This is a genomic window from Paenibacillus cineris, assembly GCF_018333335.1.
Lineage (GTDB): Bacteria > Bacillota > Bacilli > Paenibacillales > Paenibacillaceae > Paenibacillus_AQ > Paenibacillus_AQ favisporus.
Genome location: NZ_BORU01000001.1, coordinates 724856 through 747966, shown reverse-complemented (window position 1 = coordinate 747966; position 23111 = coordinate 724856). Strand labels below are relative to the sequence as shown.

The window sequence follows — 23111 nt, the reverse complement described above, 5'->3', positions numbered from 1 at the left end:
AGTAGGCATTACCTTCTTGAAAAACAAGTCTTTATTGAGCCTGCATACCGTAATGGTCCGCAGCAAATGCCTGCTGGTCGCGGCTGCTCCGGTTAAGCACCAGCCCCAGCATGTTGGCCTTCACATGATCCAGCTGTTCCTTGGCCGCCCTCAGGTGGCTCCGTTTGACCTTGCCTGCGGCAACCACCATGATGACGCCGTCGCATAACGCACTCGTAATGACACCGTCCGACACCGCAAGCACCGGCGGCGTATCGATGAGGATAACGTCGTACTCCTGCCGAAGCTGCACCAGCATGTCCCGCATGGCGGCCGAGTCCATCAGCTCCGCCGGATTGGCTGGCACGGGCCCGGCCGTCAGCAGGGATAAATGGTTGATGCCCGTCTCCTGAACGGCCTGCTGCACCAGCACGTCCCCGGCCAGTACCGTACTCCAACCCGTGCCGGTTGGAAAGGGAATAGATGTCATGCAGCGCTGGCTTACGCATGTCCGCGTCAATCAGCAGCACCTTCCGGCCTTCCATTGCGTAGGTCACCGCCAAATTGCTGACCGTTGTCGTTTTGCCTTCGGAAGAACGCGTCGATGTGACCATGATGACCTGATGCGCCGCGTCTTTGGGGGAAAAATGAATTTTGGTCCGGAGCAGCCGGTATGCCTCGGATACCCGGGAGGTTGGATTCCCGGATACGACCAGGGCTTCTTTATTGATTGAGCGTCGCATACTTGCCTTCACCTACTTTTTGATTTGGTATACTCGTGCCGCTTCGGGTTTTCAAATCCGCCCGGTTCATTTCGCTGATGACCGCAAGCACTGGCATGTCCAAAATTTCCGCAGCCTCGGCCTCCGTTCTCACCGTATCGTCCAGATAGTCAAGCAGGAAAACCAGTCCGATGGCGAGCATCAGGGAAACGACAAAGCTGATCAGCATGTTCATGACCGGGTTAATGTTGATCGGTCCAGGGGAGGCCTTGGTGTCGGCTTCGCTAAGAATCGTAATGTTGTCCACGTTCATAATGCGGGGAATCTGTTCCTTAAACACCATGGAGACGGCATTAACGATTTTGGCCGCCCGGGTATAGGACGGGTCCTGATACACCAGGTTCATGACCTGCGAATCATTGGCTGAAGTGACCGAGATCATCGCTGCAAGTTCACCGGGCGATGCTTTCAGATCGGGATATTTTTGCACGACTTTGTTCATAATGGCGGACGACTTGATGATTTCTTTATAGGAGTTAATGAGGAAAATGCTGGTCTGGATCGTTCCGGCATTGAGGCTGGCCCCGCCGTCCGCGGAGGCGGATTGGTTTACGATCAGTTTGGCGTTGGCCTCATAGACCGGCGTCGTGAGGTAGAGGCTTTTGACTCCGGTAGCCGCAACGGCAATAACGACAATCGCCGCGATTAACCACCACTTTTTTACAATGATTCGAAAATACTGTTTAAGCTCCATAAACACGCTACCCCCGCTAATCATTTTTCAACTGCAGTTGTGGGTCACACCTTACCGATACAGTATGTATTATTCATCCTACACTTTAAGATACAAAATGTATCATGTCAAGCAAATGACTCTAATTTTTTTCGAAAAGCGACATGATTATGCAGCGAAAAACCGCTTTCATCCGCATTTCCATGCATATTCAGACAGTTAAAATCCGCATTCCCTTTCCGGGCGTTAAAAAAATTGACGGCCAGCAAACTTGAAATCCGAAAAATGCTGCTATATACTTGCCGAAAAAAGTTACAACTTGTATCGCAAACACGCCTTCTCTCACCTCAGAACGAACACATATATAATGGAAGCGCTTTAAATGAAGGAGGAATTATGCGCATTTTTCTCACCGTGACGTGGGCGGTCTGCCTGTTCGTCTTTACTTGTTCTTTCGATTTCAACGCCCTTCTCCACCATCACCAAGCGGATTTCCGGCTGAACCCCTCACCCGATTGGAGTGAGCTGCTCAAGCTTGATTTACAGTGGTCGAGCGAGGCCTGGATCAACCGAAAAATCGGGCATTTTATCGGTTTCTTTCTATTGGAACTGCTCTTGTCCAATTTGCGCGGCTCGAAGCTTGCCGTCATGACGGCGATCTTGTACGCAGCGTTAACTGAGGTTCTTCAGCTGTATTTTTTTCGAAGCGGACGGATTTACGACATCGTGAACGATACGTTCGGCATCCTCTGCGCCTACCTGTTCTGCCTTATGCTCCAGGCTTATATCAAGCGGACAAACCGTGCCAGAACGGCAGCACGGCCTCCGCGTTCAGCTCTCCCATCCGACAAAAAGCAAACCAGGTAAACTTTCCTCATCCAAATTCACTAAATTTCGCACGTTGAAAAAATATGTTGATACAATATGTATACATGTAGTATGATACAGAAGAACTAGATACATATTGTCGCAAATTGTTTGGACGGTACATAACGGAGGAAGATGTCATGAGCGCAATTGCGGGGATTTACCGGTTTAGCCAAGACCCCTTAGACGTCAGCGCCGGAGCGCCCATTATGGAGTCACTGAAACGGTATCCGGCAGACCGGAGTTCGGTATGGCAGCTGGGCCATGTGTGGTTCGGTTGTCACGCCCAGTGGATCACGCAGCAGTCTGCCCACGAATTGTTGCCCTTCTATTGCGCAGAACGCAGGCTGGCCATTACCGCCGACGCCATCATCGATAACCGGCATGAGCTGATGGATGGGCTGCAGGTCCCTCCCCGTGCAAGACAAGCCATGACGGACGGGGAAATTCTGCTGCTCGCTTACGAAAAATGGGGAGAGTCGATGCCGGAGCGTTTAGTCGGCGACTTTGCTTTTATGATCTGGGACGGGAACAAGCAGATGCTGTTCGGAGCCCGGGATTTCTCCGGCGCGCGAACGCTCTATTATCACCGGAACGGGGAACAACTGGCCTTCTGTACGGCCATTCGCCCGCTGTTATCCCTGCCGTATGTTCACCAGGAGCTGAACGAACCTTGGCTGGCCGAGTTTCTGGCCATCAGCGGGGTTTTTGAGCCGCCGGACTTATCTACAACGGTTTACCGGCATATCGAGCAGCTGCCGCCTTCGCATACGCTCACGGTCCGCAGCCGCCAGGTGTCCGTCTCCAGATACTACAGCTTGACGGAGACCTCCCCCCTGCAGCTTAAGACTTCCGAAGAATATCAGGAAGCTTTCCGCGACGTGTTTAACCGGGCCGTTACCTCAAGGCTGCAGCGGACAAGCCGGATGGTGGGGGCTCATTTAAGCGGGGGACTGGATTCCGGATCGGTTGCCGGTTTTGCGGCCAAAGCGCTGGAGCGTGATCACAGGAAACTGCATACGTTCAGCTACGTTCCCGAAGACGGCTTCGAGGATTGGACGCCCAAGCGGAGACTGGCCGACGAAAGGCCGCTCATCCGTCAGACCGTCCAGCATGCGGGCAACATCGAGGACAGCTACCTCAGCTTTAACGGCCGCAGCCCGTTTACGGATATCGACCACTGGCTGGATATTATGGAGACACCCTACAAATTTTTCGAAAATTCATTCTGGCTTAGAGGAATTTACGAACAGGCGCATGAGCGCGGGGTGGGCATTCTGCTGAATGGTGCAAGAGGAAATTACAGCATCTCCTGGGGCAACGCCTTGGACTATTATGCCAAACTGATGAAGAAAATGGCGTGGGTCCGCCTGCGCGAGGAGATTAACCAATACAGTATGAACATTGGCGTAGGACGCAAACGCATCATAGCCGAGCTCTGCAAGCAGGCTTTTCCGCTTCTGAAACGCAGGCATGCCGCCTCATCCGCCAATGAATTTCCGCAGCTGGTTAACCCGGAATTCGCCAGACAGGCCGGCGTTTACGACAAGCTGACGGACAGGCAGTTCACCGAAATCGGATCGGGCGAAGACCTTCCCTCCGACCCGGTGGAGGCGAGAAAGTATCATTTTGACAGCTATAACGTATGGAGCACGACAGGAACGAGCGTCAGTAAGCTGTCGCTGCAGTATCCCCTCTGGGCGCATGATCCGACCAACGACCTACGCGTCATCCGGTTCTGCCTGTCGGTACCGATGGAGCAGTATGTGCAGAACGGACTCGACCGCGCGTTGATCAGACGCTCTGCCCAAGGCTACCTTCCCGACAACGTCCGGCTGAATCAGCGGCTCAAGGGGATCCAGGCGGCCGACATCCTCCACCGGATGGCTCCGCACTGGGAGCAAATGATCCGGGAGCTGGACCAACTGTGCCGGGATTCCCGCATGCAGCAGGTGCTGAACATTTCTGTCGTACGCGAAGCGCTTGACGAAGCCAGAAACGGGATGCACCCAAGCCAGGCCTACAGCCCGGCCATCAAGGTGCTGATGCGAAGCTTAATCGTGTACCGCTTTCTGGAGCGAAACTTTTGAAAGGAGGTGAAATCGATGAAAAAAGAATGGACTACACCTGAACTGGAAGTATTGGAAGTCAGCATGACGATGGCTGGCCCCGGAAAAGGCAAACCGGACTCTTTCCAACCGGACCCGGATGATCCTGTCTTCTACAGCTAATTCCAATTCATAACCGAGTGATCAGGAGCAGCCCTTGGTCCCAATGATATGGGGTAAGGGCTGTTCTTATATCCACATTCTTCTGACGAAGCGGAGAAAATATATGATCAAACCAGCGATATATACAGCCTTCGGGCTTAGGATAGAAAGTGAAATCCCGCTGCCCGAGCTCCGGCCGGCCTTGCATTTCGGCCAAGATATCCAAGTGCGGATCGGCTTCGCCGACCTTGACGATGCCTGGGCACAGCGGGAAACACCCGTCAACAAATTCGCCGTAAGCGAGCAGCAGGTGATGTTCCGGATTCCGAAGCTGGCCGTGTTCAGCGCAGAGAACGGAACCGACATTTACGTCTCGCCTGAGGCAGAAGCGGACGAGGATCAGATCCGGCTGTATGTCCTCGGTACCTGCATGGGTGCTATTCTGATGCAGAGAAGGATTTTGCCACTGCACGGAAGCGCCGTCGTCATGAACGGCAAGGCTTACGCCCTGGTCGGCCACTCCGGACACGGCAAGTCTACGCTGGCATCCGCCCTGCTGCAGCAGGGATGCCAGCTGCTGACCGACGATGTCATCGCCGTTACGATGGATTCGGAGCAGCTTCCGCTTGTTGCCCCTGCCTATCCACAGCAGAAGCTTTGGCAGGACAGCCTTGACACGTTTGGCATGGACGCGGGCGGTCTCCGTCCTCTGTTCGACCGGGAAACGAAGTATGCGGTCCCCGTTCTCTCCAAGTTTGCATCCGAACCGATTCCGCTGGCCGGCGTGTTCGAATTGGTCAAAACGGACTGCGAGCAGCCCGAGATCCGGGAAATCGGGGGCTTGGAGCGCCTGCCCCTTCTTTACCGCCATACGTACCGCAGCTCTCTCCTCGCGGAGAGCGGTCTAACCCCGTGGCATTTTGAATGCACAACCCGCCTGTCGGGATCCGTGAATATGTATCAGCTGCAGCGTCCCCTGGATCAGCCTACGATCGGCAGATTGACCGAGATGGTTCTGGATGTTATTCGAGGCTGAGCAATCCAAATTCATACCGGGTATCGCCATCGCCGATTCATGACCAAGCCCTTTTTCCCTACTCCCGGGAGCAGGGCTTTTTTGTTGCTGCAGGAATGCAATCATCCCCTCTTTCAACTGATTTGCTGTACCATCCCTGCTGAGGCTCTTCAAATAAATCCTCCATGACCCCATTGACACGTTACTATAAAGTAACATATATTATATGTGACTAATTGGTAACGCATTTGAAAGGAGTGTACTTTATAATGAAACTAAATATGAACATGACTATGGAACACCCATTTTATGATATTGCTGTAATCGGCGGCGGGCTGACCGGTCTGACCGCAGCGATTTATGCAGCTCGGTCCGGGCGATCCGTCATACTGCTTGAAAAAGACAGCCGCCTAGGCGGCCTGGCCCAAACCGCCAGAATCGGTGGAGCCTTGTTTAATTACGGCCCCCGCGCCATGTACGAAGGAAGCGCTGCGCTGCGGATTTTGGAAGAGCTCGGCTGCAAACCTTCCTTGGGCAGCGGGACGAAAAATGCCATGTACGGCATTCTGGACGGGAAACTCATCCATGCCGCCCAGGAGCTAAGTCCCGAGGAGCAGACGGAATGGAGTACGCTCATGGGAAGCCTGAACCGGATCGATCCGGAACCGATCCGCTCGATCAGCATGAAAGAATGGACACTGGGGAATGTCCGTTCCGACCGCGTCCGCCAGTTCTTTTACGCCATGTGCAGACAGTGGGCCTACGATGACGACATGGAGCGGTTAAGCGCAGGCTACGTTTTGGAACAAGGACAGCTCGCCAGCCAAGGCGTCCGGTATGTGCTTGGGGGCTGGCAGACGGTCATCGACAGCCTTCAGCGGGAAGCCGTCCGGGCCGGCGTTGTCATTGCCGCAGGTGCCGAAGCTGCCCAAGTTGTGCATGAGCAGGGAACAGTCACCGGTATCCTTCTGTCCGAAGGGACCCTCCTTAGAACAGGCAGCATCATCGCCGCGGCCGGACCGCATGCGGTCAGCAAATGGCTCAAGGGTTCCGGCTTGCACAGCCGTTCGCTGGAAGTCTGGAAGGAGCAGTCTCACCCGCTGTACGTTTCCTGCCTGGACGTCGCTTTGAAACAGGTGCCCCATCCGGATCGGGCGTTTGTTCTCGGACTGGATGAGCCGTTTTATTATTCGAACCATTCGGCAGCGATCCCACTTACAGACGACGGTTCCCAGGTGATCCATGTGATGACATACCACGGCTCCAGTCCTGCCGGTGATTCCGAGCTGGTCCTGCGGCGCCTGAAGGAAAGGCTTGAGGCCATTCAGCCGGGCTGGGAGCAGGCGACCGCCGCCGTCCGTTTCTCCCCGAATCTGCTTGCCGCTCATACTTCCCGGCCTGCGCTGCGAAGTGGGGATGCTCCCGCACCGGGACCGGCCGTTCCGGAAATTCGCGGGCTGTACGTCGCCGGCGACTGGGTGGGCCGCGAAGGGCGCCTTGCCGATACCGCGATGACGAGCGCCAAGCTCGCCGGTCTGACGGCCGCAGGCATAGATTGACGCGCCATGTAATAGTAAAAAGGACCTCCCCGAAGGAAGGTCCTTTTTATTGTGGTTCATCTATCGTATCGACTGATTAAGAGTTGTCTCTTTGACGGGCCCGGGCCTCTCCGCCCTTGCGGCCGGCTTCCTCACGGCTCATTTTGCCGTCCCTGCCATCGCTATCGCTTCTCGCTTCTCCGCCTTGCCGGCCGATTTCCTGATAAAATTCGCGGTCATGCGAGTCTGATGTCGCCTCGCCGCCCTTACGGCCGATTTCCTCATAGAACTCACGGCCATGGGAATCTGCCGTCGCTTCGCCGCCTTTTCTGCCGATTTCTTGATAAAATTCCTTGTCATGCGTTTTGGCGGTTTGCTCGCCACCCATACGTCCGGCTTCTTCGACGGTCATCTTACGGTTATCTTTGTTATTTGCCATTTCGAATCACTCCTTCTAGGGTTTTGAGTGTTGCGCTTGCATTCATTACTTACCCGTGCCCCTGGATATGAAACATCGTATTTGTGCATAGATGGGTAATAACGATATGTAGCCCCTGCCCAAACCGCCGAGAGGAGAGAACCATGAAAAACCGCAGCATACTGGAGCAAACGAGCCATCGTCCGATACCTATGCCAGACGGGCCTTGGGTCATGAAGCAGGGTTGGAACGACCTGCTTTTCGCCCATTGGCCGGTAGAAGAACACAGCCTGCTTCCCCATATTCCCCCCGGCCTTGAACTTGAGCGATGGGAAGGAAGGCCGTGGATCAGCGTCGCCCCGTTTCTGCTGGATCCGCTCCGCTTGCGGGGTATGCCGCCCGTACCGGGGACCCGGAAGTTCCTGGAGCTGAACGTTAGAACGTACGTGAACTGCAGCGGCAAACCCGGCATTTGGTTTTTGACGCTGGAAGCGTCGAATCCGATTGCGGTCGCGGGGGCCCACATGCTGGCCCGCCTGCCCTACCGCTACGCCCGAATGCAAAAGAGCCACCAAGAGGGATTCATCCATTATGTCAGCGAAAGGGATCGCGGGCATGGAGAGTCCCCGGCGGTATGGAAAAGCCGGTATCGCGCGGTAAACCCGAAGGTCTATCATGCCGAGCCCGGGACCCTCGTCCATTGGCTGACTGAGCGGTATTGTCTGTATTCTGCGGGATCCGACGGTGAGCTCCGAATCGGGGAGATTCACCACCTTCCCTGGCCGCTCCAGGAGGCCGGACTGTGGATCGAGGAAAACAGCCTGACGACCTCGTTCGGCTTGGTCCACGACCCGGAGCCGGCGCTGCTGACGTATACCCCGCGGCTGGAGGTGCTGCTGTGGCCCGTGCTGAAAATATAAATGGCCCTTAACAGTGAGTACGAGAATAGGAGCCAGTAAAAACAAAGAGGCACTCGGACTGACCGCAGCATTGCGATATGAAGAATATCGCAATGCTGTAATGCGCTGTGCCGTAATGCGGAAAACCGTATTGTGCATTACAGTACAGTACATTACTTTAATGTGCATTACCATATTGCGCATTACTATATTTCATATTACTATATTTTACATTACCGTATTGTGCACTATCGTTACCACAATTACTACAATTCAGAAATTACAGCAATATCGCAATCCACCTTGGCGCAAATCCAAAAGGCAGAGAATCCTCTCAGAGAGGACGCTCTGCCTTTTCCTGCAAACTCTAGCGGTCGGATGCTTAAACATTGTGCCTATAGCGTATGCCCGATGGCGCGTCGAAACTCTTCGAGTGCCTGTCGGACCGCATGGGGCGTATCCAGCGTCAGAACGCTGTCGGCCAGCGAGCGGCAGGCTTCCCGGTCGAGAGCCGACAGTTCTTTTTTGATAACGCCCAGCCTGCCAGCCTCCATGCTCCATTCGTCCAAGCCGAGCCCCAGCAGCAGCGGAGCGGCCAGCGGATCGCCGGCCATCCCGCCGCACATGCCGGTCCATTTGCCCGCCCGATGGGAAGCTTCGATGACCTGACGGATCAGCTGCAGCACCGCCGGGTGGAAATAATCGTACAAGTATGCGACCTTATCGTTCATCCGGTCCACAGCCAGCGTGTACTGAACCAGGTCGTTCGTACCGATGCTGAAGAAATCGACCTCACAGGCAAACGCCCCTGCCATGACGGCCGCCGACGGCACCTCGACCATGATTCCCGCCTCGATCCGCTCGTCGAATGCCGCCCCGCTGCGCCTCAGTTCTTCCTTCGCCTCCTCCAGCACGCCCTTGGCTTCCCGCCACTCCTGCAGCCCGGAAATCATCGGGAACATCACCTTGACGTTGCTGAAGGCGCTGGCCCGCAGCACCGCGCGCAGCTGAACCTTCAGGAGATCCTGCCTGCCCAGGCCGATCCGGATCGCCCGATAGCCGAGGAACGGATTGTCCTCCCGCGGCAGATCCAGATACGGCAGCGCCTTATCACCGCCGATGTCCATCGTGCGGATGATCACCGGGCGGCCATCCATGGCGGCCGCCGCCTCCCGGTACGCACGGAACTGCTCCTCCTCGCCCGGCATGGCCGGGGCGTTCATGAACAGAAACTCCGTGCGGAACAGCCCCACGCCGCCGGCGCCCTGCTCGGCGGCGGCTTTCGCTTCGGCGGCCGTCCCGATGTTGGCCGCCAGCTCCACGCGCGTCCCGTCAGCGGTCACCGCCGGACGCGCGGCGTAACGGGCGAGCGCGGCGCGCTCCCGCTCGCCCTCCTCCATCCGGAGGCGGCTCTGCTCCGCCTCCGCCTCGCTGGGCCGGACGATGCAGCGTCCGGCCGCCCCGTCGACGGCGATCAGATCGCCGTCCGCGATGCCGTCGATGGCGCTGCCGGCGCCGACGACGGCGGCAATGCCGAGCGAGCGCGCCAGGATCGCCGTGTGCGACGTCGCACCGCCGGCGCGGGTGATCAGCCCCACCACCCGCTCCGGGTCCAGCTGGATCGTGTCCGACGGCGCCAAGTCGTCCGCCACGAGGATGACCCGCTCCGTGATCGCGGATAACCCGCGGTCCTCTTTTGCCGCCAACGCATCCAGCAGGCGTCCGCCAATGTCGCGGATATCCGCGGCCCGCTCCTTCATATAGTCGCTGCTCATGGCCTCGAACACGCCGGCTACCTGTTCCACGATGCCGGCAACAGCCTGCTCCGCAGGCACGCGCTTCTCCTGCACCCAGGCCTCCATCTTCGGATAGAAGGCCGGGTCATCCAGCAGCCTGCGCTGACCCGTCACGATCCCGGCCTGGTCTTCGCCGAGCGTCTCCGCTGCCTTTGCCGCCAGCTCCTCCAGCTGCCGGGCACACCGGCGCTTCGCCTCTCCCAGCCTGGAGAGCTCAGCCCGAATCGCCTCCGGGCCGCCGGGAAGCTCCGTGGGAGCCGGTGCACCGCCTGCCTCTTTCCGCCGGTAGATGAAGGCCGGCGCGATCCGTACCCCTTCCGACACGCCAATGCCTTGAAGATACAGCGTGTCCATCAGTCCTCACCGAACTTGCCGTCCACGAGCTCCGCCAAAGCGCGGACCGCTTCTTCGTCTCCCGGTCCGGCGGCTTCGATCGTTACGACCGATCCTGCTTCGAGCCCAAGCGTCATCAGCTCCAGCATGCTTTTGCCGTCGGCCCGGCGTCCATCCTCCGTTACGACCGCCACCTGCGCTTCATATTGTCCCGCCCGGTCCGAGAACTGCTGAGCCGGCCGCACATGAAAGCCCTGTTTATTCCGTATGGTCACCGTTTGTGTAATCATGTTGCTCCTCCCCTTTATGAAGCCGGTCACGCCAGCAGCGCGATCCGGCCCTTATAAGCTTCGATCAATGCCTCGTTATGCGCGTCGGCCCCGTCGATGTTGCCGCTCAAAAATACCGGCGGCGTAAGCCCCTTGTCGAACATGATCCCGATCGCCTCCGCGAATACGGCGTTCAGAATCGCCGCGCCGATCACCGTTGAACTGGGCGCAAAGGCGACCTCCATGCCTGGATACCGAAGCACCGCATCCCCTTTAACGGAGAAGTTGTCGATGACCAGATCGACGGCGTCGACCAGATGCCGGCCGCTCTCATGGCGGGATGGTTGGCTCTTGGAATACGCCAGGGAAGTTATGCCGATGGTAAAGGCGCCTTTCTGCCCGGCCATTAACGCAACATCCACCGGTACCGGATTACGCCCGGAGGTAGACAGCACGAATACCACTTCGCCTTCACGGATATCCTGCTCATCCATGAAGTCTGCCGCAAGGCCGTTCTGCCGCTCCAGCTCGGATGAGCGCACTGCGCCTTCGTGCAGCATCAGCTTCTCCACGAAGATGGGGCGGATGGGGGCAAGCCCTCCGGCCCGATAGAACACTTCTTCGGTGAGGATATGCGAATGCCCGCAGCCGAATAAATGGATGATGCCACCCTGCTCTATGCAATCCGCGACCTTGACGGCAGCACTCCGGATCTCCTCTGCCTGCTTCGTCCGTACCTTATGCAGCAGCTCGCCGATAATGTTGAAATACGCGTTCATCAGCATAATTCCTCCCCCTTCGCTTCAAAATCCAGCTTCCTTCTGGCCTGCAGCACCATGTCCGCCATCGCGTCCAGGCTGCGTTCGATGATCTTTTCCCCTTTCGCCCGGCTTGCCCGGGTGGCGTCGCCCAGCACCGCCGAAGACGTCATCTCTTCCCAAGGCGTGGGGGTGCAGTCTGCGTCGGCAGGGATATGCGGTTTCCCGTCGATCGCACGGTCCATGTCCACATGCTCTTCAGCCAAATACAGCATGTAGGACGTTTCGATTTCGTCGGCATGCATGTAGGTGCCATGAGCCGCAGGCGTTTCCCGGACTTCTGCGGTCACTTCCTTCGTTCCGGGATAGAAGAAATAGAATACCTTCAGGTCCGGCACCCGTTCATACAGCACCCTTGCGGCCTCCTTCAGGGCGACGGCATTTCCCAAATGGCCGTTGACCATGGCCAGAATGCGGAAGCCTTGGTTGTGCAGGCTTTCCCCGATATCGGCAAGGAGCCCAATCAGCGCCTCGTTAGACACATTTATGCTCCCCGGAAAATGACGCAGGCTCCACACCTGCCCGTAAGGCAGCGTCGGCAGCACGAATCCGCCGGTGCGCGCAGCCAGTTTGTCCGCGAGCCGTTCGGCAAGCAGATTGTCCGTGCCGAGGGGAAGATGCGGGCCGTGCGCTTCCACGGCGCCAACCGGCAGTATGGCCGTACGGTGCCGGCGGATCTTGTCCATGACGTCAGCCGAGTTTTCATGCTCGAATTTCATGACCCTGCCCCCTTACTTTTTGAATGTAAAGCAGCGGGCCGGGTTGGTGACAAAAAACTTCTCGATCAGCTTTTTGCCGTCAAGCCCTGCATGATCCGCCTCGTCGATGAATCGGGGCACCCATTTGGCAATGATATATTCCAGCCCCAGTCCATGATCGTAATGCTTGTAGTAGGTTTTGCGGGCGGTGTCCCCGCTGATCAGGATTTGGTCTTCGTACCCTTTGCGGACGAGATTCAGAATCAGCGCGATCCGCGTGCTTTCAGGCGCGTATTTGATCTTGCCGATGCCGTCAAAGCTAAGGAATGCGCCGGTTGCGGCGATTTGCTCGTGGTAATACGGATCCGGATTCCGGTCCATGTGTCCAAGGCTCAAATAAGACAGGTTTACGCCTTCGCTTCTCAAGAGCTCAATCTGCTCCAGCGCCATCGTGCCGACTTCCGTATGGGAGTGGACGGGAGCTTTCGTTTCGTGATGCGCCCTTGCCACGGCCCGCAGCGTCTTTTCCTCCAAAGGCGTGATCCGGTTGTAGCCCGTTCCGAACTTGACCTGGCCTGCCTTGAACGGCGTCCCTTCCAGCCCTTCCTCGACCTCGCGAATGACGAAATCGGCCAGCTCGTTGATCGTCTTCGCCTCAATCCACTGGGCGTAAGTATCATAGGGCCCGATAAGGGGCTTCAGCTCTTCCTTGATGCCCGCGTCCCACAAAAAGCTTTTGTTGAATCCGGCCGTCCCGACGATCCGGATGCCCGTCTCGCGGGCAATCTCCTCTACGGCATGAACATCCCGGCCATAGTCGACCGCCGTCGCATCCACGATCGACTGCCCGCCGTACCGTTTGAAATCCAGCACGTCCAGCTTCGACTTCTCCTTGTCGTCCAGCAGCAGATCGTCTTCGCCCCGCTCCTGCCAATAGGCCGGGCGGCATACGATATGCTCATGGGAATACGTAAAACCGAGCTCCCTTGGATCAATATCCCCGTGAAGTGTGCGAATAAAGCCCATAATCGTTCCTCCTCCATTCTTGGTGAGTGGTTGGTGTCGTTGGTAAGATCCGCTGCATACAAGACCCGCTATGGCCCAGGAAAGACGGCGCTCCGACCGCTCGCCGTCTTCCGTTTGGCCGGTTTCAAATATCCATTCTAAAAGAGCAGCTTGGCGATAAAGTGCAAAATCGGACCGATGATGAACATATCCGAGTCAGCGGCCCACATGGCCGTGTCCGGCACGGTTGAAGAGATCAGGAAGCTTACCATGACAAACTGCCCCCAGGCGACAATCGTCGATGTTACGAAGCCCCCGATTACCGCCCCGCGCACGCCGCCCGTCGAGTTGCCGAATACGCCGGCCGTCGCCCCGTGGAAGAACAGCACGATCATCGTCGGTACAAAAATGTAGGACACCGTGCTGCCGAGCACGAGCAGCCAGATGATGGCTCCGGCGAAGGCGCCGAGGAAACCGAGCACAACGGCGTTCGGCGCGTAAGGATACACGACCGGGGCATCCAGCGCCGGTTTGGCTCCGGGCACCAGTTTGGTCGCAATCCCGTTAAAGGCCGGCACGAGCTCGCCGACAAACATCCGCACCCCCATCAGCACGATAGCAATGCCGCCGGCGAACGTAAATGACTGGATAATGGAATAAATGATAAAGTTCTGGTCTCCTGCCTTGGCGATCAGGGCAGCAGCCTCGGGAGTCCCCTTGGTCGACAGAATGATCGCTCCGATCAGGAAGAGCACGCCCATGCTGAGCGCCGTAATCACGTTGGAGTCGCGAAGAAATTCGAATCCCTTCGGCACTTTGATCTTTTCGGAATCGTTCTTTTTGTTACCGAGCACCTTGCCCAGCAGCGCGGCCAGCAGGGCGACGGAGGCTGAGGTATGGCCCAGAGCGATGTTGTCATTCCCGGTAACCTTTCTCAGGAACGGCTGAACCAGGGCCGGCTGGAAAGTCCAGTACAGGCCCAGAATGACGGCGATGACGATCACGAGTTTCCATACCGGAACGCCGGTGCCTGCCGCATGGACGATGACGCCCGCAAAGATCGTCGAGGTCCAGAACATCATGTGTCCGGTCAGGTAAATGTATTTGAACCGGGTAAACCGGGCCAGCGCCACGTTGATCAGGAAGCCGACCAGCATGGCCAGCGTGACGGCGCTGCCGAATTTGGCGTTGAAGGCTTCCTGGCCCATGAAGCTGCCGAGCGAGCTGGTCTTCAGGCCGAACACTTCCTTCCACATCGGTTCGAACACGTTCAGCGCATTCACGATGACGTCCGAACCCGCTCCGATGATGAGGAAGCCGATGATCGCCTTGAACGTCCCGCTCACCAGCTGGCTGGTCGATTTTTTCTGAAGCATAAGGCCGACCAGAACGATGAAGCCGAGCAGTATGGCAGGTGTTCCAAAAATATTGGTTGCGATCCAATAAAGCACGTCCATGGATGGACACCTCCTCGGTTAGGTCAAGATAGGGCTTACAAGGCTTCCTCCAGCTTTTGCTTGATTTCGTCATTGTCGAAGTAGTTATTGACGACGATGATCCGGGCGGAATGGCCCTCCAGGCTTTGCGCCAGCTCTTGGCTAGTGATAATATAGTCGGCCGCCGTACCCGAAGCCGTGGAGACATCCGTATGCTCCACGTCGGCGCTGACGCCCATCGCACTCAGCACATTTTCCACATTCATCCGAAGAATCAGACTCGTTCCTTGTCCCAAACCGCATACGCATAATACTTTCATTGCTCATTCCCCCTAATGATTTGTTGGATAGCTTCCACATCGGCCGCCTGTTTGAACTGTTCCAGATGCGCCGGACTGCTCAGCAGCGTCGTCAGCTGGCGCAGCAGGGCGATATGCTCGCCGCTGTCGGACCCGCCAAGGGCGAATACCAGCTGCACCGGATCGTTGGCGCTGTGGCCGAAGACGACCGGTTCCTTCAGCCGGACAAAAGACACCGCGGCCTCAATCACGCCGTCCTGCGCCCGGGCGTGCGGCAGGGCAATACTCGGGGCAAGGACGAAATACGGGCCCCTCTCCCGGTAGGAATCTACCATTGCGTCGGCGTAGCGTGCTTCCGCAGCACCCGCCTCCGTCAGCAGCGCACCTGCCAGCCGGATTGCCTCCTCGGCGGATGCCGCTTCCGCATCCAGCGCAATGAGCGGAGGTTCAAGAAATTTCATGTTCATCTCTCCCGTTCGGATAGTTTAGCCGGAACTTGAAGCCGTCCCGATCTGCTTCAGAATCTGCTCCTTCGTATGCGCCTCCTTCAGCCGGTTCAGGCCGGCTGCGTCCTTCAGCATGCCCGTCAGCTCGGACAATGCCTTTAGATGCGACTCTCCGTCGATGGCCGCCAGCACCAGAACGACCTTCACCTGGTGGCGCGCTTCCCCGGAAAAAGCCACGGGCCGCTCTAATTGCAGAAGGCTCATCCCCAGCCGCTTCACGCCATCCTCTGGCCGGCCGTGCGCGATGGCGATTCCGGGCGCGACCACAATGTATGGGCCGAGGGACTCCACTTTGCCGATCATGGCGTCGATGTAGCCTTCGTCGATGTATTCTTCCGCCAGCAGCGGCTGGGCTGCCTCCCGGATCGCTTCACGCCAGCTAGTACTCTCCCGCTGCAGGCGGATCATCGGCGCGGGCAGCAGCTCGGCCAGGGAAGGCTTGGGCCGCTCGCCCAGCCATACTTTGCTCCGGCCGCCGGACAGGTAGCGGCCGAGCTCGTCGGCGAGGCCCGCTTCGTCGGTCACGTCGGCGTGCTTACGGACGATATCGAGCAGTGCCTGCACCGAGCTCGCCTGTGTCCTTTGGCCTCTGCCGCCCGCCTTGTTCACCCTGCCGAGCAGATTCTCTTTGTCCTTGTCGCTGAGGATCGAACGGACGACATAAACGGGCACTTTGCTGTCCGGCAGCGGGACTGTTGAGAAAATTAAATCGACCCGCTCCTGGAACTGCTCGTATTCCCGCAGGGAAAGCATCGCGATAATGTCCAGAGTGGAGAAAAGCCCCTCCAGCTGGGCCTTCAGCATTCTCGATGCCGAGATCCCGTTCACGCAGACGATCGCCGCCCTCCGCCGGGCCGCCGGCTCCACTTCCTCCCGGCGCAGCCATCCGCCGAAATGCATGGCCAGATAGCTGATCTCGACGTCGCTCAGCTTCCTGCCGACCAACTCCTCGAAGGCATATGCCGAGCGCCGGGTGAGCTCAAATAAATCGCCGTATTTACTGCGGATGTCCTCCAGAAGAGGATTGACCAGCTCCAAACCGTATATGATCCGATAATACGCCGGCTTCAGGTGAACCAGCAGGTCCTCCTCCACGGCTTCCCTGCCGCCAAGCCAGACGCAGGCGCTGCGCTGGAACGCATCCGTCATCTCCCGGGCCGCATCCCGCAGGCGTCCGATAATTTCATCCGAGCCTGTCAGCTGCTCCATCCGGTTCGCCCTTGCCCCAAGCAGATGCATCGTAAGGTAAGCGTTTTCTTCTTCCGGTACCGGGCTGCCAAACAAGCGGCCAAGGCCGTCCGCAATTCGGGAAGCCGCGTCATATTCGGGCGTCTGCCGCAGCACTTCCCGCTCGTCCTCATCCACGCGGATCACCCGGCCGGACTGGATCCGGCGGATAAACAGCAAAAATCGGGTAGTCAAATGAAAGAGCATCTCGTCGGTGAGCTCGACGTTCAGCATCCGCTCGCTGGCCGCGATCAGCCGGTAGATCTGACGCCGGATGCCTTCGTCCGTATTCTCCGGCATGATGTCCCGCAGCGGATCCTGCTCTCCCCAGTAGCCCGTACGGCTGACCGCCTGCTCCCAGCTGACGCTGCCGGCAAGCTGATCGCAGCAGCGGGTCAGCTCTCTCCTGATCCTCGCCTCTTCGCCGTGCACTTCGTAACCCCGCTTCCGGTCATACACCACCTCGAGGCCGGTCGTCTCCAGCTGCGCGCGGACCGCATTCAAATCCTTCAGCACCGTCCCCCGGCTGACTTGGAGCAGCTCGGTTAGTCGGTGGATAAAGACGGGACTCTCTGCCGTGAGCAGCCGGATCGCGATCCAGGCAAGCCGCTCCCGCTGGGACAAATAATACTGCTGGGCCGCAGAACTCTCTGCCCCTGCCGTGTCCGGGATCCCCCGGCGGCTGGTCTCGGGCAGCGAATAACCGGCCGTGCGCACGTACTCGACAGGGGGCAGCTCCAAAGTCTCCAGCCAGTCATTGATTTTGTTCATATCGTAATACACGGTTCTTCGGGAGATGCCGAGCCTCAGCGTCAGTTCATCCAGCGTCACGTAATCGTCCGTCTGCACCAACAGTTTCAGTATTTCGGTACTGCGTTCATCAAGCATTCCGGCATCCCTCCTGTCATTGACGAAATATGTCGTTCCTTGTGACTCGATTATACCTATGGCCCTGCTGCGAATGACAGTTCAATTCCTGGAAGTCCGGTTTGTGCAAAAATGAATGCTATCGATTTCCAGCTCTGCATTTATCGGCTTTCTTTCGGATCCGTCCAAGACGATGTGGATTTTTCGGATGACATTCTATGTAAAGAATGGCGGCGTCCTCATGTTCCTGGTCGGGCTTACCGAGCTGAAGCAGAACCGCTAAAAGAAGACCCTCTGCCTGTTGGCAGAGGGTCTTAGTCATCTATTCATCAATTAAATTTCAAACAAAGGTAAAGCAGAAAAGCTCATTAGGCCCGCTGTCTTCTGGCCGAACGGTCGTCGCTCAGCAGCCACATGTGGTAGAAGTATTCGAAAATCCCCGCCACGATGGTGATAACCAGCATATCCGTATACGACAAGGACCACAGATTCGATGCACGCACCGCCCAAAGCATGAGAAAAACCAGAACAGCATCGCACAGCGTGGAAACGATATTGTTCTGGGAAGCGCGGAGAATCAGCAGGTCGCCGACCAAATAGGAAATGACGCCGATCGCCAGCGCCGTGGCCAATGCCCCCCAGATCGTTGCCGTTGAGAGTACCAACAGCATCGCCGTGATCACAACCAAATGAGCCACCAATTTAACGGCAAATTTCCCCATATCCCTGACCTCCTTTCCTCATTTGGAATGTTTTTCATGTAAGTAATAAACGGGTTCGGGTGCTTTAAAACGATCAACTGCCTTGCAGAAAATCGTCCTTTTTTATTACCATGCGCCAAAAGTGCAGTTTATATGCGCATGGACTTGCGCATAAGCCGGTTTATGCCATATAATGACCACAGTCATTTATGACCAGGGTCATTTTTTAAAAGTGAGGTGAACGGTTTGCTGAGAGACCAGAAGAAGAAGAGCACCCGGGAAAACATTACCCGCAATGCCATTCAAATGTTTAAGGAAAAGGGCTACGACAACGTCACCGTGGAGGAGATTGCCGCCGCGTGCGGAATCGCGAAAGGAACCTTTTTTAACTATTTCCCCAAAAAAGAGCATGTGCTTCTGTATGTAGCCGATTCGTACGCCGGCCTGATGGACGACATCGTCGCGCGTCATCAGGATGGTCCCTTGAAGCAGCGCATTTTGCGAATCCTGCGCGACCTGCTGCACATCTATATGCAGCACGAGGAGCTTCTGCGGCTGACTTTGATGGAAACGATCAAAGCTGAAATCGTATCAGGCAGCGAATTAACCAACATTTCGAATTTCAAAAATGCACTTCGCCGGGTGATGGTGGATGCCGGAGAACAAGATCCGCAGCAGCGGCTGTCAGACCCCGAGTTAAGCGCAGGAGTGGTGGTCGGACTGTTCTTCCAAACGCTGATAACGCTGTCCTCAAAGATGAATGAAGACGGGATATACGGATCGATTGAACGGCAGCTGGATGCCGTGTGGGAGGGAATCGGAAGGTGAAACGGCTGAAGCGGATCGTACGAAGCAAAACCTTTATGGTTGTGGCACTATTGCTTGTTTTTATTTATCTGAATAACACCTCCCTGCTGGCGAAGCCCCGGGATGGTTCCCCTTTTCTGCTCGCCCATCGCGGATTGGCCCAAACCTTTACGATGGAGGGAATCACGAACGACACCTGTACCGCGGAACGGATTTATCCCCCCGAGCATCCCTATCTGGAAAATACGCTTCCGTCCATGGAAGCCGCATTTCAGGCAGGTGCCGATATGGTGGAACTCGATATCAAGCTGACGAAAGACGATCAGATCGCCGTGTTCCATGACTGGACACTGGACTGCCGCACCAATGTGAAAGGCATGACGACGGATTACACGATGGCAGAGCTGAAAAAGGTTGATATCGGCTACGGTTATACCGCCGACGGCGGACAAACGTATCCGTTCCGTGGAAAGGGCGTCGGGCTTATGCCGACGCTGGATGAGGTGCTGAAGCAATTTCCGGACCGGTCTTTTCTGATTCATATGAAAAGCAGTGATCCAAAGGAAGGCACCCGGCTGGCGGATGCGATGTCGGCGCTGCCCGAACAGCGGCTGAAGCAGCTCGCCTTCTATGGCGGGGATGAGCCGGTTGCGGCTGTCCAAGCAAAGCTTCCCGAAGCCCGCGTCATGTCCATCGCCACGATGAAGCGCTGCCTGATTCCTTATCTGGCCGCGGAATGGACGGGGTATATGCCTTCAGCCTGCAAGCATACGGAGCTGCATATTCCCGAGAAAATCGCCCCGCTCCTGTGGGGATGGCCAAACCGCTTCCTGAACCGGATGGACAAGGCTGACACGCGGGTCATCGTCGTCGGCGGCGACGGCAGCGATTTCTCATCGGGCTTTGACAGCCCCGAAGACATAAAGCGGCTGCCGGCCCACTACAGCGGCGGCATCTGGACGAACCGCATCGACCGGATCGCTCCTTTATTTAAAGGCAGTTCCGCGGAGGAACCCGCCACTTAGAGTCCTCTTAGAGCCGGGCCTCTCCCGAAATGATTTCAATGTCCAGCTGCTTCAGGGCGTCGATCCATTCCCTGGAGCAGCCTGCATCGGTGACGACCATCGAGATCTGCGTAAGCGGTGCGATCTGGGCGAAGGTGGTGACCCCGAACTTGGAATGGTCCGCGACGAGAATGGCCTCTTCCGTACGCTCGATCATTTTGCGGGACAGCAGCGCTTCTTCAAGATGATAATCGGTGATCCCGTCGGTCAGCGATATGCCCCCTGCGGAAATAAACGCCTTATTCACCTTGAAGCGATCGAGCAGCTCATGGCTGATCATCCCCGTAGCCGCCTGATGCTCCGGATTGATCTCGCCCCCAGCAAACACGATTTTCCCCCGGAACCCCTCAAGGGCAAGGTTTAATATCGGCACGGAGTTGGTGATGACCGTGACCTGGGGGCGCTCCATCACATTCCGCATAATTTCCAGTGTCGTGGTGCCGTTGTCCAGAAGCACTGTCTCCCCGTCTTCAATCAGGGACGCCGCCAGTTTGCCGATCTCCTGCTTTTCGCTGCGGTGCATCAGGGAACGGTTCGTAAACGTCGGCTCCGTGAAGCCGGAACGGACCCGGACCGCGCCGCCGTAAACTTTCCGAAGCTTGCCTTCCTTCTCCAGGCGGTCGAGGTCCCTGCGGATCGTCTCTGTCGAAACGCCAAACATCTCCGCCAGCACGTGCACGCGGACTTTCCCTTCCATCCCCAATTGGCCGAGAATGGTCTCCCGCCGCTCCTCATAGGTTAAGGACATATCGAAACCCTCCTTTATACCAAAGGCTTAGTATTGGACACATGTGGTTTTTCATCGCTTACATGTGTTTTGTTGTTGTTTCTTATAAGTGTAGTTGGCGATGGAGAGGAATGTCAAACTTCGAAAAAATCAATTGACAGCAGCCTTCACCAGGACTAAAATCAACTAAAACCACATAAACACACACAATGCAACATCGATATGTGTGGTTTGTTAAATCAACGTAAAATGACGAGGGGGACACGTGAGATGAGCAAGAGCTTGTCTTTTCGAAAGGACGGCACCTTTACGATTGTACAGTTTACCGATTTGCATTGGATGGACGGCAGACCTGAGGACCAGCGCACACGCGAGATCATGGAACGGGTCATGGATGCTGAGAAACCGGATTTGGTCGTTATCACCGGAGACGTCATTTATACCGGACCCGTGTCCCCGGGAAAAAAAGAATGCGAGCATCCCCGGGAAGCCTTCCGGGATGCGGTCGCTGCCTTGGAAGAACGCGGCATCCCGTGGGCGGTCGTCTTCGGCAATCATGATACGGAAAACCGGATCAGCCGGGACGAACTGATGCAGACTGTGCTGGAGCACCGGCACACGGTAACAGAGCCCGGTCCGGCGGACTTGAGCGGGTCGGGCAATTACACACTGGAGTTGGTTGACGCGGAAGGGCGTCCGGCCGCCAACCTGTATTTCCTCGATTCCGGGGATTATTCGAGCCTCGAGCAGGTTCCCGGCTACAACTGGATCCAGCGGGACCAAATCAACTGGCTCGCTGCTGAATCCGCCAGGCTGAACCCGAGCGGGCAGGCGGAGAAGCTGCCTGCGCTGGCATTCTTCCATATCCCGATTCCCGAATATCAGGAAGTATGGGACACCCAAGTCTGCTATGGCCATAAATACGAACGGGTCTGCAGCCCTCCGGTCAACTCCGGACTGTTTGCGGCACTGGTCGAAATGGGCGACGTCATCGGCACGTTCTGCGGACACGATCATATCAACGATTACAGCGGAACGCTGCACGGCATCCGCCTAAGTTACGGGCGGGCCACCGGCTGCAACACGTACGGCAAAGAAGGATTTATGCGGGGTGCCCGCGTCATCCGCCTGTCCCTTGGCGAGAAGGACTTCGATACCTGGCTCCGGCTGGAGGACGGGTCCGCCGCTCTGGAACAGCCGATTCATGAACCCGATACCCAAGAAACCAACTAAACAATCAAGGGGCTGACTCATTTTGTTATTACCGATAGTTCTTGTGATTGCTTCCGGCATGGCCCATGCCGTGTGGAGCATGTTCACCAAGCGGAGCCGCAGCAAAAGCGTCTTTCTGTGGTCAATCATGATGGTCGCGACGATTCTGCTGCTTCCGGTGCTGATCACCGAGCTCTGGAAAAATCCGATGAACGCCGCTTCCTACGGCCTGCTCCTGCTGTCGATGCTTCTTCAGGCCGTCTATTCCTGGCTCTTGTCGAAAACCTATGAGCTGGGCGACCTGTCGCAAATCTATCCGATCATGCGGGGCACCAGCACGCTGCTCGTCCCTGTGATCGGCGTCCTTTTTCTGAACGAATCGCTGTCCGTCTTCGGCTGGCTCGGCATCCTCTGCATGCTCGGCGGATTCGCCGTGCTGAGCGGCATCGGCTCCAACAGCCGCAGCGGCGGGCAGCAGGCCCAAGGCTTGAAGCCCGTGCTTATGGCTTTGTGCGTCGGGCTGTGTACCACCTGCTACGTTTTCGTCGACAAGCTGAATCTGGAGCATGTCTCTCCGATCGCGCTGCTGGAGGTGACCAACATCGGATTTGTGCTCGGTCTGACCCCGGCCGTGATCGCCTCCGGAAAAATTGTCGAGGAGTGGAAGGCCAACAAAACTACGCTGCTGCTTGGGGCGATTTTAAATCCGGGATCTTATCTGCTATTCCTGTTCGCCATGTCCCAGGCGCCGATGGCCCATATCAGCCCGCTGCGTGAAATCGGCACCATCTTCGCCACTTTCCTCGGCGTCCTCCTTCTAAAGGAGCAGCAGGGATTGCGGCGGATGCTGTGCTCCGTCGTTATTTTTGGCGGCATTGTTCTGATCGGCATGCTGGGCTGACTGTATTACTCTGACATGACTCAGCGTCTCAACAAAATAGCAAGCACCAACATGGTTGCGAATC

The 23111-nt window shown here is 56.9% G+C and carries 24 protein-coding genes and 1 pseudogene; 10 read left to right on the top strand and 15 right to left on the bottom strand.

Features of this window, described 5'->3' with window-relative positions; genetic code table 11:
- Nucleotides 1-31: 31 nt before the first annotated feature.
- The 3 genes and pseudogenes from KI379_RS03875 to KI379_RS03870 all read right to left on the bottom strand — a co-directional run bounded on the left by KI379_RS03875 (nucleotide 32) and on the right by KI379_RS03870 (nucleotide 1455).
- The gene (locus tag KI379_RS03875) at nucleotides 32-499 is read right to left on the bottom strand and encodes a CpsD/CapB family tyrosine-protein kinase (protein ID WP_306433632.1); all 468 of its coding nucleotides are present in this window, start codon (nucleotides 497-499) and stop codon (nucleotides 32-34) included.
- 16 nt (nucleotides 500-515) lie between these two features.
- Nucleotides 516-593: pseudogene (locus KI379_RS34280) on the bottom strand (CpsD/CapB family tyrosine-protein kinase); the annotation flags it as partial.
- Nucleotides 594-702: 109 nt separating this feature from the next.
- A complete protein-coding gene (locus KI379_RS03870) occupies nucleotides 703-1455 on the bottom strand; it encodes a YveK family protein (protein WP_076170381.1) in 753 nt (250 codons plus the stop codon).
- A 375-nt stretch (nucleotides 1456-1830) separates the two neighbouring features.
- Between KI379_RS03870 and KI379_RS03865 the strand changes: the two genes are divergently transcribed.
- From KI379_RS03865 to KI379_RS03845, 5 genes are all read left to right on the top strand, one after another.
- On the top strand, nucleotides 1831-2301 hold the full coding sequence (locus tag KI379_RS03865; protein WP_076170382.1) for a VanZ family protein: 471 nt from the start codon (nucleotides 1831-1833) through the stop codon (nucleotides 2299-2301).
- A gap of 140 nt (nucleotides 2302-2441) precedes the next feature.
- Nucleotides 2442-4391, top strand: a complete 1950-nt coding sequence (locus KI379_RS03860) for an asparagine synthase-related protein (RefSeq protein ID WP_212982825.1) — start codon at nucleotides 2442-2444, stop codon at nucleotides 4389-4391.
- A 15-nt stretch (nucleotides 4392-4406) separates the two neighbouring features.
- Nucleotides 4407-4532 (top strand): paeninodin family lasso peptide, encoded by a 126-nt coding sequence (locus KI379_RS03855; RefSeq protein ID WP_105441696.1) that lies wholly within the window; start codon nucleotides 4407-4409, stop codon nucleotides 4530-4532.
- A 103-nt stretch (nucleotides 4533-4635) separates the two neighbouring features.
- Nucleotides 4636-5547, top strand: a complete 912-nt coding sequence (locus tag KI379_RS03850; RefSeq protein ID WP_212982824.1) for an aldolase — start codon at nucleotides 4636-4638, stop codon at nucleotides 5545-5547.
- Nucleotides 5548-5795: 248 nt separating this feature from the next.
- The gene (locus tag KI379_RS03845) at nucleotides 5796-7085 is read left to right on the top strand and encodes a phytoene desaturase family protein (protein ID WP_212982823.1); all 1290 of its coding nucleotides are present in this window, start codon (nucleotides 5796-5798) and stop codon (nucleotides 7083-7085) included.
- Nucleotides 7086-7161: 76 nt separating this feature from the next.
- Here KI379_RS03845 and KI379_RS03840 read toward each other — a convergent pair whose 3' ends face one another.
- Nucleotides 7162-7503, bottom strand: a complete 342-nt coding sequence (locus KI379_RS03840) for a KGG domain-containing protein (RefSeq protein WP_212982822.1) — start codon at nucleotides 7501-7503, stop codon at nucleotides 7162-7164.
- 143 nt (nucleotides 7504-7646) lie between these two features.
- Here KI379_RS03840 and KI379_RS03835 point away from each other — a divergent pair, with 143 nt between their 5' ends.
- Nucleotides 7647-8402, top strand: a complete 756-nt coding sequence (locus KI379_RS03835) for a YqjF family protein (RefSeq protein WP_212982821.1) — start codon at nucleotides 7647-7649, stop codon at nucleotides 8400-8402.
- A 374-nt stretch (nucleotides 8403-8776) separates the two neighbouring features.
- On the opposite strand, the gene ptsP is transcribed toward KI379_RS03835, so the two are convergent.
- The 10 genes from ptsP to KI379_RS03785 form a co-directional block, all read right to left on the bottom strand.
- Nucleotides 8777-10531 carry a phosphoenolpyruvate--protein phosphotransferase gene (ptsP, locus tag KI379_RS03830; RefSeq protein ID WP_212982820.1) on the bottom strand — a complete coding sequence of 585 codons (1755 nt, stop codon included), beginning with the start codon at nucleotides 10529-10531 and terminating at the stop codon, nucleotides 8777-8779.
- Nucleotides 10531-10800 (bottom strand): HPr family phosphocarrier protein, encoded by a 270-nt coding sequence (locus KI379_RS03825; RefSeq protein WP_076170389.1) that lies wholly within the window; start codon nucleotides 10798-10800, stop codon nucleotides 10531-10533. The genes ptsP and KI379_RS03825 overlap by 1 nt, the downstream gene beginning before the upstream one ends.
- A 26-nt stretch (nucleotides 10801-10826) precedes the next feature.
- The gene (locus tag KI379_RS03820) at nucleotides 10827-11561 is read right to left on the bottom strand and encodes an SIS domain-containing protein (protein WP_373309579.1); all 735 of its coding nucleotides are present in this window, start codon (nucleotides 11559-11561) and stop codon (nucleotides 10827-10829) included.
- Nucleotides 11558-12316, bottom strand: coding sequence for a creatininase family protein (locus KI379_RS03815; protein ID WP_212982818.1), 759 nt, complete (start codon nucleotides 12314-12316; stop codon nucleotides 11558-11560). The genes KI379_RS03820 and KI379_RS03815 overlap by 4 nt, the downstream gene beginning before the upstream one ends.
- Nucleotides 12317-12328: 12 nt before the next feature.
- The gene (locus KI379_RS03810) at nucleotides 12329-13321 is read right to left on the bottom strand and encodes a phosphotriesterase family protein (RefSeq protein ID WP_212982817.1); all 993 of its coding nucleotides are present in this window, start codon (nucleotides 13319-13321) and stop codon (nucleotides 12329-12331) included.
- Nucleotides 13322-13458: 137 nt separating this feature from the next.
- Complete coding sequence (locus KI379_RS03805; protein ID WP_089545874.1) at nucleotides 13459-14757, bottom strand: PTS ascorbate transporter subunit IIC; 1299 nt, start codon at nucleotides 14755-14757, stop codon at nucleotides 13459-13461.
- Nucleotides 14758-14792: 35 nt separating this feature from the next.
- Nucleotides 14793-15056 (bottom strand): PTS sugar transporter subunit IIB, encoded by a 264-nt coding sequence (locus tag KI379_RS03800; RefSeq protein ID WP_089545873.1) that lies wholly within the window; start codon nucleotides 15054-15056, stop codon nucleotides 14793-14795.
- Entirely contained in the window at nucleotides 15053-15496 is a 444-nt protein-coding gene (locus KI379_RS03795; protein ID WP_076170394.1) for a PTS sugar transporter subunit IIA, read from the bottom strand. Before KI379_RS03795 ends, KI379_RS03800 begins: the two co-directional genes overlap by 4 nt.
- A 24-nt stretch (nucleotides 15497-15520) precedes the next feature.
- Nucleotides 15521-17656, bottom strand: a complete 2136-nt coding sequence (locus KI379_RS03790) for a BglG family transcription antiterminator (protein WP_244879182.1) — start codon at nucleotides 17654-17656, stop codon at nucleotides 15521-15523.
- Between the two features lie 347 nt (nucleotides 17657-18003).
- Nucleotides 18004-18357 carry a DUF2512 family protein gene (locus tag KI379_RS03785; RefSeq protein WP_076170396.1) on the bottom strand — a complete coding sequence of 118 codons (354 nt, stop codon included), beginning with the start codon at nucleotides 18355-18357 and terminating at the stop codon, nucleotides 18004-18006.
- 225 nt (nucleotides 18358-18582) lie between these two features.
- On the opposite strand from KI379_RS03785, the gene KI379_RS03780 reads away from it, so the two are divergent.
- Nucleotides 18583-19164, top strand: a complete 582-nt coding sequence (locus tag KI379_RS03780) for a TetR/AcrR family transcriptional regulator (protein ID WP_212982816.1) — start codon at nucleotides 18583-18585, stop codon at nucleotides 19162-19164.
- 35 nt (nucleotides 19165-19199) lie between these two features.
- On the top strand, nucleotides 19200-20168 hold the full coding sequence (locus tag KI379_RS03775; protein ID WP_373309578.1) for a glycerophosphodiester phosphodiesterase family protein: 969 nt from the start codon (nucleotides 19200-19202) through the stop codon (nucleotides 20166-20168).
- A gap of 7 nt (nucleotides 20169-20175) precedes the next feature.
- Here the strand turns inward: KI379_RS03775 and KI379_RS03770 are convergent, their stop codons facing one another.
- Complete coding sequence (locus KI379_RS03770) at nucleotides 20176-20955, bottom strand: DeoR/GlpR family DNA-binding transcription regulator (RefSeq protein ID WP_089545869.1); 780 nt, start codon at nucleotides 20953-20955, stop codon at nucleotides 20176-20178.
- A gap of 249 nt (nucleotides 20956-21204) precedes the next feature.
- On the opposite strand from KI379_RS03770, the gene KI379_RS03765 reads away from it, so the two are divergent.
- Entirely contained in the window at nucleotides 21205-22167 is a 963-nt protein-coding gene (locus tag KI379_RS03765) for a metallophosphoesterase family protein (RefSeq protein WP_076170400.1), read from the top strand.
- A 22-nt stretch (nucleotides 22168-22189) separates the two neighbouring features.
- Nucleotides 22190-23047 carry a DMT family transporter gene (locus KI379_RS03760; protein ID WP_306433631.1) on the top strand — a complete coding sequence of 286 codons (858 nt, stop codon included), beginning with the start codon at nucleotides 22190-22192 and terminating at the stop codon, nucleotides 23045-23047.
- Nucleotides 23048-23111: the final 64 nt, after the last annotated feature.